This is a genomic window from Blautia glucerasea, assembly GCF_013304385.1.
In the GTDB taxonomy this organism is placed as follows: domain Bacteria; phylum Bacillota; class Clostridia; order Lachnospirales; family Lachnospiraceae; genus Blautia_A; species Blautia_A ammoniilytica.
In genome coordinates, this window is sequence record NZ_JAAITU010000047.1 from 13,495 (window position 1) to 27,320 (window position 13,826).

General features: G+C 40.1%; 12 protein-coding genes and 1 riboswitch. Of the genes, 2 read left to right on the forward strand and 10 right to left on the reverse strand.

Annotated features, from left to right (window positions below; all coding sequences use genetic code 11):
* Positions 1–58: 58 nt before the first annotated feature.
* Positions 59–778, reverse strand: coding sequence for a FadR/GntR family transcriptional regulator (locus G5B11_RS15325; protein ID WP_173728961.1), 720 nt, complete (start codon positions 776–778; stop codon positions 59–61).
* 377 nt (positions 779–1,155) lie between these two features.
* On the opposite strand from G5B11_RS15325, the gene G5B11_RS15330 reads away from it, so the two are divergent.
* On the forward strand, positions 1,156–2,817 hold the full coding sequence (locus tag G5B11_RS15330; protein ID WP_173728962.1) for a hypothetical protein: 1,662 nt from the start codon (positions 1,156–1,158) through the stop codon (positions 2,815–2,817).
* Positions 2,818–2,956: 139 nt separating this feature from the next.
* Here the strand turns inward: G5B11_RS15330 and G5B11_RS15335 are convergent, their stop codons facing one another.
* The 9 genes from G5B11_RS15335 to G5B11_RS15375 all read right to left on the reverse strand — a co-directional run bounded on the left by G5B11_RS15335 (position 2,957) and on the right by G5B11_RS15375 (position 13,265).
* Positions 2,957–4,573 carry a xylulokinase gene (locus tag G5B11_RS15335; protein ID WP_158422946.1) on the reverse strand — a complete coding sequence of 539 codons (1,617 nt, stop codon included), beginning with the start codon at positions 4,571–4,573 and terminating at the stop codon, positions 2,957–2,959.
* Between the two features lie 62 nt (positions 4,574–4,635).
* Complete coding sequence (locus G5B11_RS19175; RefSeq protein WP_244093042.1) at positions 4,636–5,082, reverse strand: DUF1700 domain-containing protein; 447 nt, start codon at positions 5,080–5,082, stop codon at positions 4,636–4,638.
* A gap of 121 nt (positions 5,083–5,203) precedes the next feature.
* The gene (locus G5B11_RS15345; RefSeq protein ID WP_173728963.1) at positions 5,204–6,382 is read right to left on the reverse strand and encodes a M24 family metallopeptidase; all 1,179 of its coding nucleotides are present in this window, start codon (positions 6,380–6,382) and stop codon (positions 5,204–5,206) included.
* 4 nt (positions 6,383–6,386) lie between these two features.
* A complete protein-coding gene (locus G5B11_RS15350) occupies positions 6,387–7,562 on the reverse strand; it encodes a M24 family metallopeptidase (protein WP_173728964.1) in 1,176 nt (391 codons plus the stop codon).
* A gap of 76 nt (positions 7,563–7,638) precedes the next feature.
* Complete coding sequence (locus G5B11_RS15355; protein ID WP_173728965.1) at positions 7,639–8,619, reverse strand: autoinducer 2 ABC transporter substrate-binding protein; 981 nt, start codon at positions 8,617–8,619, stop codon at positions 7,639–7,641.
* 41 nt (positions 8,620–8,660) lie between these two features.
* The gene (locus G5B11_RS15360; RefSeq protein WP_173728966.1) at positions 8,661–9,629 is read right to left on the reverse strand and encodes an ABC transporter permease; all 969 of its coding nucleotides are present in this window, start codon (positions 9,627–9,629) and stop codon (positions 8,661–8,663) included.
* 10 nt (positions 9,630–9,639) lie between these two features.
* On the reverse strand, positions 9,640–10,605 hold the full coding sequence (locus G5B11_RS15365; RefSeq protein WP_173728967.1) for an ABC transporter permease: 966 nt from the start codon (positions 10,603–10,605) through the stop codon (positions 9,640–9,642).
* Positions 10,606–12,099: a sugar ABC transporter ATP-binding protein gene (locus G5B11_RS15370; protein ID WP_173728968.1), complete on the reverse strand. Its 1,494-nt coding sequence runs from the start codon at positions 12,097–12,099 to the stop codon at positions 10,606–10,608.
* 170 nt (positions 12,100–12,269) lie between these two features.
* Positions 12,270–13,265: a LacI family DNA-binding transcriptional regulator gene (locus G5B11_RS15375; protein ID WP_173728969.1), complete on the reverse strand. Its 996-nt coding sequence runs from the start codon at positions 13,263–13,265 to the stop codon at positions 12,270–12,272.
* Between the two features lie 202 nt (positions 13,266–13,467).
* Positions 13,468–13,551: riboswitch (ZMP/ZTP riboswitch) on the forward strand.
* A 142-nt stretch (positions 13,552–13,693) separates the two neighbouring features.
* On the opposite strand from G5B11_RS15375, the gene G5B11_RS15380 reads away from it, so the two are divergent.
* Positions 13,694–13,826 (forward strand): formate--tetrahydrofolate ligase (locus tag G5B11_RS15380; protein ID WP_173727392.1); only part of this gene is annotated, 133 nt, incomplete at its 3' end.

The following is a 13,826-nucleotide window of genomic DNA, read 5'->3' on the forward strand; positions in this document are numbered from 1 at the left end:
CCAATTTTACTATATATAAGCAAGAGGCTGTCGGATGTTTTTCCGCAGCCTCTTCTATTTACTTTCTATTTTCTTTTTCAACATATTCCATATCTTTCAACGAACTCTCCAAATGATTGCTCACACGTTCCAGCGCCAGTTCCTCGTTTCCATTTTCAAACGCCTCTATAATTTTACGATGCGATGTATGAGCACGCTCAATATTTTCTTCTAGCATAAAAACCTGGTTTCGATAATCAGTCAAACATTCTGCAATATTTCTCTCAATCTTTATAAGTAAATCATTTCCTGTCATTTCTGTAATCATATGATGAAATTCCTCATCATACAGAGTCATTCTCATTGCTCTTCTCTTTCCTATCTCAGTATCAATATCTTGCATGGCTTTTTGACACAATTCCTTTAATTGATTAATTTTCTGTTCATTCATTTTTTGCATGGCTACTTTCACAGCCATAGATTCTATTGCACACCTTACCTGCATATAGTCAGCAATATGCTGACCATTAGAACGAAACCATTCTGCCACTTCAGCTTCTCGTGCATCTTCTTGAAGCCTGACAAAATAAACGCCCTTTCCTCTTTTTACTTCGATGATTCCCAATGCCTGCATCATACGATATGCTTCCCTAACAGTGGATCGCCCTGCCTCTAACATTTCACAGACTTCCTTCTCTGTTGGCATTTTATCTCCTTTTTTTAAATTGTTTTCAGTAATATATTCTTCCAGCCGTTCAATTACTTGCTCTACTACAGATATTCTTTCAATAGGTTTCATGTGCTTCTCCTTCACTATTTTTTATGTGTACAGATTTTCCCACATCATGTTGTCTGATATCTTATATTTTATCAGATTTTTTCTATTTCTTCAATACTTATATAATCGAGTTTTCCATAAAATTAGCATATTCTCAATGTATTATTGCCAAATGCCTTTCATTTTTTCCCCTCTGTCACACATGTTTTAGGCACATGTTTTAGATTTGATTTTTCTGTAGCATAAAACTCAAAGATATGGTAAGATAAATCTATGAATCTGCATAAACTGAAATAAAACACAGATTCTATCACTCAATCATGAGATATGGCAGACCGGACTATAACCGACGTTCTCTGCCAATACATCACTCAATGTATAATAAAATGGAGGTAGCTATGAAAAAAATGAGAAAATTAGCAGCATTGGCTTCTGCTGCAATCCTTGGCATTTCCGCAGTACCATACAATGTGCTTGCTGCAGATTCCTATGCCGAAGCCGAAAAATCAGCACTGGATAACGCCCTGGAAACTTTCCGTGCGATTTATGGCAAGAGCCTGGAAACAAGCAAAAAAGCTTATGAAGGACAGGGTGTGGATTTCTCCCTGAAGTTAGAAGATGGGGCGAAGTCACTTCTCAGTACATTTTTACCTGTAGACCTTTCCTGGCTGGATTCCATCGGCATTAATGGCGATGTTACTCTTGAAGCATCCAGGTTAGGAGAAGACCTTACCTTAAAAGTAAACGACAAAGATATCTGCTCTGCACAGTTGTATATGGATATGTCCACAATGGACATATATATGAGCATTCCGGAACTTATTGATGGTTATATCAAAGTCAATGCCAACAGTGCTGCCCAGGAAGAAGCAGAAGCAGCTGAAGACGCAGCAGACGACCTGGGTATTTCTGTAACAGACGATCTTCCGGTAGATACAGAGAACCTTACCGAATACATGGATGCTATGATGAAATTCCAGGAGTCCATGCCTGAAGCTGACACAATTTCCAATATGATTGATAAATATCTGTCTATTGCTGTAGATCACGCAGCAGAAGCAGAAAGCGGAAGTGAGACCCTTTCTGTTGATACTGTCAGCGTAGACTGCACTACCATGGAAGGTACTATTTCCGGAGAGAATCTTATTCCTGCTTTAACAGATATAGTAGAAGCACTGAAGGATGATGAAGATTTCAAATCCCTTTTTGAATCTGCAGCTATTCTTGCACCAGATGCAGACTATACATATGACGATTTCCAGAGCAGTCTGGATGAAGTTTTGGATGCTCTTCAGTCTGAGGATATGTCAACAGAGGATATCACCCAGAGCCTTACTTCCAAGATCTGGATTGACAGTGATGATAATGTAGTGGGACATGAGCTTTCCTATGCTGATGAAGAGGGCTCACATCCATTTTTCCTGTATCAGACCCCAACAGATGGAGACAATGTTGGATACCGTTTACATGCAGGTTTAGACGACAGCAGTATCGACATCGTAGGAAGCGGTCAGGTAACAGATGGTACCTTGAATGGTTACTATGAGCTTTCTGTTGACTCTCAGCCGATCCTTGGCGTTACTGTTTCAGACTATGATACAGAATCCCTGAAAACCGAAGGTCTTGTTCATGGTTCTTATGACCTTTCCATTTTCCAGGGCGACATGGATGATTCTACTTATGAAACTGTCAGCGCTTTCGGTATCAAACTGACTTTAGACGGTATGAACTTTGCACTGGATCTTTCCATGAGCGGCACTCCTCTGGCAACCCTGTCTGCCCAGGTTCATGATGCAGATCCTGTGACCTTTGTAGATCCTTCTGAGATGGATCCTATCTATGATGTAGACAATGATGAGGACGGTGATGCATTTGCTTCCTCTATGAGCCTTGATACCATTTTGCAGAACCTGACAGATGCAGGTATGCCAGCTGATTTCTTTGACACTCTGGTAAATGGCTCTTCTGATACCACAGATGCAGATACTGACACTATGGATGATACTTTTGAAGATGACACCGTAGCAGACGATGCAGAAGTAGACGATACAGCAGAATAATTCTACACAACACAATCCACCCAAGAAAGGCGCCTCACAGTCGTGAGACGCCTTTCTTATGATTTTCACCTATCCAAAATGCCAGCTGGCACAACACATAGTTCGGACATTCACTTTAACTGCCTTTTGCGTTAAGCTTCTACTCCGTCCAGATATCGGAATCCACAGCAGCCCGCTCCACCGGAATGCCCTTCAGATACCGCTCCATGAAACGATTATATCCTTCTATACCTTCCGGGTCCGGAGCAAGGGTGGTGCCCATATTCCCTGCAAATACCTTCTGGTCCAGGAAGTCCTCCAGTGTTTCACGCTCTTTCTTATGGATCAGGTAAGATGCCAGAACTGCAATTCCCCAGGCTCCTCCCTCTCCTGCTGTATCCATAACAGAAACCGGTGCTCCTACAGCATCTGCCAGGATCTGCTGGCCTACGCCCTTGGTCTTGAACAGCCCGCCATGACCCAAAAGACGACTCACCTTCACATCCTCCTTCTTGAAGAGGATATCCAGCCCTACACGCATAGCTCCCAGGCAGGTGTAAAGATTGGTGCGCATAAAATTCGCCAGGGTAAAATGGCTCTCCGGAGATCTTACAAACAAAGGCCGTCCTTCTTCAAATCCGGTCATATGTTCACCGGAATAGTAACAGTAAGACAGAAGTCCACCGCCGTCTTTGTCTCCCTCCAGAGCCTTTCTGTATAAGGTGCCATAAAGCTGGTTCATATCTACTTCCATCCCCATAGCCTGGGCAAACTCTTTGAAAATGCCCACCCATGCATTCAGGTCTGTGGTGCAGTTATTAGAATGTGCCATAGCCACCGGATGACCGGATGGTGTAGCAACCATATCAATCTCCTTATAAGGGGCAGATAATTCCTTCTCCAGTACAATAGATGCAAATACAGAAGTACCTGCTGAAACATTCCCTGTACGCATAGCAACGCTGTTAGTGGCAACCATGCCAGTGCCTGCATCCCCTTCCGGCGGACACATAGGAATCCCGGCCTGTAATCTGCCGCTCACATCCAAAAGTCTTGCACCCTCTTCTGTCAGACAGCCAGCTTCCTGTCCTGCCACCAGACATCTGGGCATAATATCCCGAAGCTTCCAGCCAAATCCATATGGCTGGACCAGCTGATCAAACTGCTGGATCATGGTCTCATTATAATCCTTTGTCTCACAGTCTACCGGGAACATACCTGCCACATCCCCGATCCCAAGCACTCTTTGCCCGGTAAGCTTCCAGTGCACGTAAGCCTCAAGAGTAGTAATATAATCAATATCCTTTACATGAGGCTCGCCTTTCAGAATGGCCTGGTATAAATGAGCAATGCTCCATCTCTGGGGAACGTTATAATGAAAAAGCTCTGAAAGCTTCTCGCTGGCTTCCCCGGTAATATTATTGCGCCAGGTACGGAAAGGAACCAGCAGATTCCCCTCTTTATCAAAAGGCATATAACCATGCATCATGGCACTGATACCTATAGCACCTGTTCTGGTAAGCTCTGTCTCTGCACCATACTTCTCTTTAATGTCCATAAGAAGGCTCTGATAGCACCCCTGAAGCCCGCTCCATACATCCTCAAGACTGTAGGTCCATACTCCATGTTCATAACGATTCTCCCATTCATGTCCTCCGGATGCTATCGGCTCATTCTGTTCATTGATCAGCACAGCCTTGATCCTGGTAGACCCAAGCTCAATCCCAAGAGCAGTCCTGCCCTCCAGGATTGCCTGCCTGTTCTCTGCAATACTCATTATAAAATCCTCCCTTTTCCCTTTCTTAATCTGTCTGCATACCTCTTATTTGGAAATACCTATCATCTCCGCCGAAATAAAAAAGATATCACATACACCCCTAATGCTATCATAACAAGAGACGGCATAATACGCCCGATCATTCGAATCAGCACACTTAAAATCCCCATAAAGATCACAAGAGAGATCAGCTTCTCATACCAGGGCTTATCCTGAAAACTGTGAACCTGTCTCTTGTCTTCGCTATAGCTATCCCCGGAAAAGCCAGAATCTTCTGTAGAATACTCCTCATAGGATATATTGCCATTATCCGTATCTGTATCCAGAAGAGTCCTGGCGATCAGCCTGGGATCTCCAAGTTCGTTCAGTACATCCTGCTCTGATCTGCCCTTCATCACCTGGGATTGTATATAATCCTCATAATACCTTAAATGTGCAGCAATCTTCCCTTCATGCATCTGCCCGGTCAGCTGACTCTGTAAAATGTCTAAAAATCCTCTTCGATCCATGCTGTATCCAACCTCTCGTTCTGTATCGTAATTGGGGCATTTCCTAACATCATGGCTTCATTTTATCATAAAGGACAGGGATATCCTATATACTTTTTCTAAAATTTCTATAATCTTTTCATCATTCGATTTCTATTACTTCACGCCGGTAATCTGAAAAGGACTCTGTTCCATCAGCAGTTATCATAAATCCATCTTCTATACGCAATCCTATTTCATTTTTGTCATCACCAAGATAAATGCATGTACAAAATGTCATATTTTCTTCCAAAAGATAATCAGAGTTCGATTCAATCCATGGATACTCGCCTTCCATTAACCCAGTACCATGACACGGACCGTAAAGAATACAGGACTCATATCCAAGATTCTTTAATGTATCGAAATGTACTTTGCTAACTTCTGATGCATTCACTCCTGCTTTTGCAGTTTGAAGGATAGCTTTCTGGGCCGCAAGTGCAGCTTCTATCATCTTCTTCTGTCCGTCAGTTGCTTTACCCATAACAATGGCTCTGCCCATAGTAGATGCATATCCTTCATATCTGGCACCAACCTGTACTTGAATCATATCTCCTGGCTCAATCACTTTATTTCTACAGCGGCTGATTGCCTGGTTAGAATTTTTACCAGTTAAAATCCAGAAAGGATATGCTTCTCCTTCGCCACCCTCCTGATAAATAACTGACATAGCAACTCCTTTTAGCTGATTTTCAGTCATCCCTACATGAACATTTTCTACCACTGCTTTCATTGCAGCCTGGGTAATACGATAAGCTTCACGAAGACATGCTATTTCTGCCGGGGATTTATCTGCACGCAGTTTAGCAACTAACATATCTGCCTTCACCAGTTCCGGATTTCCAATTTCGTGAAGACTTTCAAGTAAAGCTTCATAAATCACATGCGTGATCAAGCATCCTCCTACAACACCTATTCTGTTTACTTTCTTTTCCTTGCTAACTTCTTTTATCACAGATGCAAAAGTTTCCAATTTTGCTCCTGGATACTCTGGTTCAGATGACTCTCGAAATACCAGTACTCTTCTGATTTTCTCGATTCTGGAAACATGGCTGGCAAAAGTTTCACTTTCAGGGCCAATAATTAAAACCGGATCTCCTTCTAAAGGAATCAATACTCCTGCGGATTCAAATGATGGCCAGTAATCGCTATAATAACGTACATACTGAGGCTCTGCTTCATTTCCATATGCAAACAATACATCAATTCCTTCTTTTTCCATTTCTTTCTGAGTTCTAAGTATTCTCTCCTTAAATTCCTTATCTTCAATTCTGATTTTCATATGATTATCCCTCCCATTCTTCACAACATTTGGCAATAAATGGAGAAAGCGATTCTGCTTCACCATCAGTTATAACAAATCCCTCTTCAATTCGATTTGATCCTCCCGGTAAGCCGAACAAACTAATATCTGTATTCACAGTCATTCCAACTTGAAAAGTTTCTTCTGTTTCTGCGTCTGGATATGGAGACTCTGCTTCCGCACATCCAATTCCATGAAGAGGTGGGTATACATCATATTTTGAAAGCCCTTCTTCCTGGAACACACTCTTAACCGCCTGTACAAACATTTTCATAGGAATTCCTGCTTTAAGGTAAGGTTTACCTTTTTTTAAAGCTCGTACCAGTACATCAATAACATACTTAGTATCCTGATTGTAATTTCCTACTGCAAAAGGCATTTCACAGGTTGCAACATATCCCTCGTACTGCACTGCAAGGGCACACATAATCATATCCCCATCTTCGATCACTTTACTGCTTGGACGACCTACAATTCTATGAGTCCGCTCACCACTTCCATAAATTTGAAAAATAATATGCTCGGCACCTTCTGCCCTTGCTGCTGCTTCTGCGATTCCTGCAGCTTCCAATTCAGTTTTTCCAATAAGTTCTGATTGCATCATGGTTTTGAACCCTATGTCAGCAATTCTTGCAGCTTCCCGTAAACATGCCACTTCCTCAGCACTTTTTTCCCGACGCAATTCATACAAAACCGCATTACAATCTACTATTTCTGCCCGAAAACCATCTCTGATTTTCTCATAAAGGTCTACGGACATTGCATCCAATCCTACGATTCCTAATTTTTCTAGTTTTCCATTCAAGCGCAGTTCTTCTGCTAATGCAGAAAAGCTAGTATAATGAGCCAACGGATAATCAATCTCATCCGGAACTGTCACACATAAGAAATCCGGTGAAAGTCGAATATCAGGCCATATACTCATTTCTTCTGCCACCTTCTGGCCTTCAGGTGCACATATAACTATCGGTTCCCCATTTCTGCCCAGCAGCATGGCACCGCGTTCAAAAATCGGCCAGTAATTTGATACATATCGTAAATTCTCTTTTCGATACTCATCTCCATAAATCAAAATAGCATCAATATCATTTTTCTCCAGATAAATCCGTATCTTTGAAATTCGCCTTTCAAATTCTTGTTTTGTTATTTTAGGTTTCATTTTTCCCTCCTATTAAAATGGACTGTCTGAAAATAACAGACAGTCCAGAGTTTTATGTTTCCTACGTCAAAATGTATCAGAAATCAAAATCATCCACGTTTTCTGTCGTAATATCTAACAATTCTGTCATAATGATCTGATCATCTTTTACTTCTACTACTCCTACTTCTGGTATATCCATACCATCTGTTATTTCTTCTCCATCCAGCAGTGCTTTTGCTGTATAAACTGCCAAATAGCCAAGTTTTCCGGGATGCCAGATATTTGCCTCTTGCATGGAACCATCTTCCAGATATGATTTAGCAGCAGATGCTTCCACTACACCTGTAACGATTATCTCGCCATTTTTCCCTGCTTCTCCAACTGCCTGAGCTGCAGCTGGTGGTGCCGGTGTAGTCACCCCAAGCACACCTTTCAAATCCGGATATGCCGTCATTAAGTTCTGGGTAATAGCATAGGCTTTTGACTGATCATCATCACATGGTTCATAAGCAACTCGTGTCATATCCGGATAATTTTCTTCCTGATATTCTGTCGCATATTTTGCCCATGCTGAGCAGTTTTGTGCTGTCAAAACGCTTGTAATGATAGCATATTCTCCTTCTTCCCCCATATATTCAGCAAAACGCTGCATCAGATGTTCGCCAAGTACTTTTTCAGAACAGCAGTTTACATATGCCTCTCTGAGGGACGTATCTGTAACATCTGAATCCCAAGTAATGACCTTAATTCCTTCTTCTTTTGCCTGCTTTAATACAGGTTCAATTGCACTTGCATCCAACGGAGAAATCGCAATACAATCTACCCCTTTTGTAATCATATCCTGTACAATGTTAGCCTGCGCTGCCGCATCGCCAGTGGTCGGGCCTGTATAGATAACTTCACACCCAAGATCTTCTCCTGCTTTAGTTCCCCAAACATTTGAAGTTTCAAAATAAGGGATACCCACCTGCTGAGGAATCAATGCAATTGTATATTGCTCTGCTCCATATGTGGTTACTCCCATCCCAATTATCATTGTTGCTCCTACTCCTAAAAGTGCCAGTTTTTTCATCATAATTACCCTTCTCCTTTTTTCTTTGTCTATATTGAAAAGCGTCACACTTTTCTGCTCTTAACTTTATATTTCTGCATTTCTATCACACGGTTAAATACCACTACCAAAACAAGGATGCTTCCAGTAGCGAGCTGTTGCCAGAATGACGAAATACCCACAAGATTCATAATATTACCAATCATGGCAAAGATCAGAATTCCTACAATCGTACCTGCAATTCCTCCACTTCCTCCATTGATACTGGTTCCTCCCAATACTACTGCTGAAATACATGTCATCAAAAATGCCGATCCCATATCCGCTCTTGCTGTAGCCACACGTGAAACTTGTATATTACCAGCGATACAACACATTACCGAGCACACAATATATGTAAAAAACAACACTCTTGTCGTTCTGATGCCAGAAAAAAGAGAGGCTTTCATATTATTTCCCATGGCATAAATGTGCTGTCCAGTCATCGTTCTCCGTAACATAATGATCAAAAATGCAGCCAAAATAAATAATAGAATCATCTGAAGCGGCATTTCCAGAACTTTATCCTGTCCCAAGAAATAAAAGCTTTCAGGTATACCGGAAATAGAATTTCCCTGACTAAGTACTAATGCAACACCTAAAAAGAACATTTGTGTTCCAAGGGTTGCTATCATTGGTGGAATGCGGATGATTGCCACTAGTATACTGTTAATAATTCCACACAATACAGCCACTCCAACACTAACAAGTAAAGAAATTCCAACCCCCATTCCCTTAGTAAGACATAATCCTGAACAAACTGCACATAATCCCATTGTCGTTCCTGCTGATAAATCCATTCCTCCAGTGAGAATTACCAGTGTCAGACCCATGGCCATAATTCCCATCTCAGACATTTGCTGAAATAAAGACAAGATATTTCTCAAAGACAGAAAATTCTCATTGGAAAAAGTACCGATCAGAAAGATAAGAAGGAATGCTCCTGCCAGCACAATTTCATGTAATGTAAATTTATTTTTTAACTTTTCCTTCATTTCATGCCTCCTAATCAACATCTATCGTTTGTTTTTGAGAATCTGCATAATTTCTTCTAATCACATCAAATGTAACCGTTACAATTATGATCAGACCATACACCAATTTCTGCCAATATGTAGGAATATGCGCAACTACAAGTCCATTCTCTATCACACCCATCATTACAACGCCAATCACTGTACCAACAATCGTTCCAGATCCTCCTAAAATATTGGTTCCGCCAATGACTGCCGCTGCAATGGCATTCATCTCCCAGCCATTTGATCCAGATGGCTGACAATTTCCCAGGATAGCATCTAAAACAAACCCTGCAAATCCACATAAAAGGCCAGCATAAAAATAGGTTAAAAAAATGGTTTTCTTAATATCAACTCCTACATAACGTGCTGCATTTTCATTTCCTCCTACTGCATATACTGATCTTCCAAAATAAGTATGCTTTAAAATCCATGCTGTCAAAACAAAAATAACTATTGCATAAATAATAGGAAGAGGAATGTTAAAATACGTTTTTCCAAGCGATGTAAACCACTTCGGAATGTTCATAATCCATCGTCCATTGGTATATACCAGAATAATACCTCGATAGATGCTGGCAGTACCAAGTGTAATAATAATCGGCGGTATTGAAAAACAGGCAATTAAAAGTCCATTAATTGCACCTGTTACAGCACCAAGCAGCAGTGCTAAAATCAATACAGTAGCAGGATTTGCTAAAGGACTGCTCTGAGAAAAAATAGCCAGCCATGTTGCACTGAACATCATTTGAGATGCTACTGAAACATCAATGCCTGCAGTAATTAGAACCAGCGTCATACCAGTCGCCATAATGCCTACCGGTACACTATTTACCAGAACATTCTTTATATTTGTATATGAGAGAAAGCTCGGAGAATATAAACTCAACCCAAAACAAAGCAGTACCAAGATTAAAAATACCCCGGTTTCTCGTTTTTCCAATATTTTCTTCATTTAATTTCCCCCTAAAATGGCTTTTTCCATCATCAAATCCTGATTTCCTGTTGCTGTATTATCTTCATGCACAATCCGTCCATGACGCATTACCAATACCCTGTCGCTGAGAGCAAAAACTTCCTGCCACTCAGAAGAAACCATAATGATTGCCATTCCTTCTTTTGCTAATTCTTTCAATAATTTATGAATCTCTGTTTTAGACGCAATATCTACTCCATGAGTGGGTTCATCAATAATCAGAATATCCGGTTTTGAAACCAACCATTTGGCAACTGCAATCTTCTGCTGATTTCCACCGCTGAAATTCTGTGCTAATTTGTCAATCTGTGAAGGACGTATACTGAGCTTCTTCACATACTCCTCTGCCACCCGATCAACCTCGTGTCTGTTAATAAATCGTAACGGAGACAGGATCCTCTTTAAAACAGGCAAGGTAACATTATCTTTCATTGACATTGCAAGAATCAGACCTTCTTCATGTCGATCTTCCGGAATAAAAGCAATCTTATTCTCAATGGCTTGCGAAACATTTTTTATATCAATCTTCTTGTCATGTAAATAGATTTCTCCGGAATCGGGCGGATTTAATCCGAAAAGGGCTTTAACAGTCTCGCTCCTGCCTGCTCCTACTAATCCAGTTAATGCAAGAATCTCACCTCTATGCAAAGTAAAGGAAATATCTTTAAAATTTCCACGCTTAGATAAATTCTTTACTTCCAAAATCTTTTCTCCAGCATAGGATTCACCATTCAGTGCCGCATAAGCAACGGATCGTCCCACCATCATCTGAACTAAACGATTTTCATCAAGTTCATGAATTTCTTTACATCCTACATACTCACCATCTTTTAGCACTGTCACTCGGTCAGACACTTCAAATACCTCATCCAACTTATGACTAATAAACAATATTGCAATATTTTGTTTCTTCAGCTTTTCAATAATGGAATAGAGCATCTTTACTTCACTGAATGATAATGTAGATGTTGGTTCATCCATAATCAGTAGTCGAGATTTAAAAGAAATTGCTCTTGCAATTGCAACCAGCTGTTGTTTTGCCATACTAAGATTACTAAGTTGCTCTTGTACATCCATGGCAATACCCAATACTTCTATCGCCTCTTCAGCAATCCTGGTACATTCCTTCCAATCAACTTTTCCATTTTTGGAACGCCCCAAGTAAATATTTTCCGCTACGGAAAGATTTGGAAATAAACTTAAATCCTGATGAATTGCATTGATTCCGTGTTTAATACTGTCACTTACTCCAGAAAAACTTACTTCCTTTCCATCGATCAAAATCTTAGATCCTGTATCTGGTTTCTGCACTCCTGACAGAATTTTGATCAAAGTAGATTTCCCAGCTCCATTTTCTCCCATCAGTGCATGTACTTCGCCTTCACGCACATCTAATCTAACATTATTAAGTGCTTTAACACCTGGAAATGTCATGCTTATATTTTCCATTTGCAGAAATACTTTTCCCGCCATGTCATGTTCCCCCTTCTATATACTCGAGTAACCTTTGATTTAATTCTAATATACTCGTGTATATTTGTCAATAACTTTTTATGTGTTTAAATATTTATTGTTGAAAATCCACAAAAAGCAGGACTTTACTTTGTATATACCCCCCCCTATAAAAATATCTTTCTATTCGATCAATTGAGTATTCCTGTCGAACCAATTTCCGGTTCAGCCCACATAATATGTGGAAGCACCATGCTCTTTGCATTTTTATTATGGATCAGGCAAGACAACTGCTTATAAGCCATACGTGCAATTTCCTTCTCTGGCCAAGACGCAATCAGCATATGATTTTTTTCAAGATTAGATCCTGCAAAATCATCAAACCCAGCCAAAGGAACATCAAAATGCAGTTCCTGCAATGCCTGCTTAACGCCATATACCACATAATTTGTGCTTAATATAACGCCATCAAAAAATACGCCTTGCTCTCTTACAAGACGAAGAATACACTCGTAAGCCTGTTTTTCATTGTATATATGATAACAGATCTGTCTTTCTTCAAATCCACATCCGGCTGCTTCTAATGCATGTTGAAAGCCACGGACACGATAACATATTGTGTAATCTTGGTCCGATGTTGCAATAAATAACGGTTTTTTTACTCCTCTTTTAATCATACACTCCGTCATTGTACGAACTGCTTCTTCATTATCTGAGATGATATAATTAATATCTTTGCCTTCTACCTTACGGTCAAAACAAACAACATTTAATCCTTCCACATCTTTTAAAGATTCCGTATAAGATATTGGTGAAATAATGATGCCATCTACCATCTTACTTCGAAGCATTACCAGAATATTATTTTCTTTTTCCAGTTTCTCTTCTGCAATGCATATAATCAAATTATAACCATCCTCAGCCGCTGCCCTTTCAATTTCTTTTACAATATTGATATAATAAGGATTAGCAAAGTCTGGAACTACCACTGCAATTGTCTTCGTCATACCCGTTTTTAAAGATTGTGCAATAGTATTTGATACATATCCCATTTCATCTGCTGTTTTCAATACTAAATCTATTGTTTCCTTTTTGTATGATTTATTTTTTAATTTTCCATTTAATATGTTGGACACTGTACATCTGGAAATATTTAATCTTTCTGCTATATCTTTCATTGTCACCATACAATAGTCACCTCCCTGCCAACAATATACTCGAGTATATTGTTGGCGTCAAGTATTATTTTTGATTTTTTACCAAAAAAATATCATCTGTATCCTTTTTTTATGAATTTTGCACAAATTTAACTGTTATTTTTCTATCAATTAACATTGATAAATACTTGACAATCTCATCTACTTATGCTAAAGTGATTTCATCAGTTGAAAAGCTTCTGAATACTGACGGATTCGTGGAATTGACCACAGGGATTTCAGAAGTTGGACACAGCCGACCGTCTGGGCAGTATTTGATCTCATCAGATACTGCCCTTTTTTAACAGGATGATGGCATTGTACCCATCCTGTGGTCCGGCAGCAATGTTCCCGGAGAGTAAAGGCAGAATATTCCCGGAAGGCTATCAATATTTATTCAGAATCAGGAGGAGAAATTTATGGGATTCAAAACTGACATTGAGATCGCACAGGAATGCGAAATGAAGCCGATCACTGAGATCGCAGAAAAAGCAGGAATTGATGACAAATACCTGGAGCAGTACGGAAAGTACAAAGCAAAAATCGATTACA

Bases quoted from the DNA above. Each gene is read 5' to 3' on its own strand.
- G5B11_RS15325 (WP_173728961.1), bottom strand. From the start codon at position 778: ATGAAACCTATTGAAAGAATATCTGTAGTAGAGCAAGTAATTGAACGG.
- G5B11_RS15330 (WP_173728962.1), top strand. From the start codon at position 1,156: ATGAAAAAAATGAGAAAATTAGCAGCATTGGCTTCTGCTGCAATCCTT.
- G5B11_RS15335 (WP_158422946.1), bottom strand. From the start codon at position 4,573: ATGAGTATTGCAGAGAACAGGCAGGCAATCCTGGAGGGCAGGACTGCT.
- G5B11_RS19175 (WP_244093042.1), bottom strand. From the start codon at position 5,082: ATGGATCGAAGAGGATTTTTAGACATTTTACAGAGTCAGCTGACCGGG.
- G5B11_RS15345 (WP_173728963.1), bottom strand. From the start codon at position 6,382: ATGAAAATCAGAATTGAAGATAAGGAATTTAAGGAGAGAATACTTAGA.
- G5B11_RS15350 (WP_173728964.1), bottom strand. From the start codon at position 7,562: ATGAAACCTAAAATAACAAAACAAGAATTTGAAAGGCGAATTTCAAAG.
- G5B11_RS15355 (WP_173728965.1), bottom strand. From the start codon at position 8,619: ATGATGAAAAAACTGGCACTTTTAGGAGTAGGAGCAACAATGATAATT.
- G5B11_RS15360 (WP_173728966.1), bottom strand. From the start codon at position 9,629: ATGAAGGAAAAGTTAAAAAATAAATTTACATTACATGAAATTGTGCTG.
- G5B11_RS15365 (WP_173728967.1), bottom strand. From the start codon at position 10,605: ATGAAGAAAATATTGGAAAAACGAGAAACCGGGGTATTTTTAATCTTG.
- G5B11_RS15370 (WP_173728968.1), bottom strand. From the start codon at position 12,099: ATGGCGGGAAAAGTATTTCTGCAAATGGAAAATATAAGCATGACATTT.
- G5B11_RS15375 (WP_173728969.1), bottom strand. From the start codon at position 13,265: ATGGTGACAATGAAAGATATAGCAGAAAGATTAAATATTTCCAGATGT.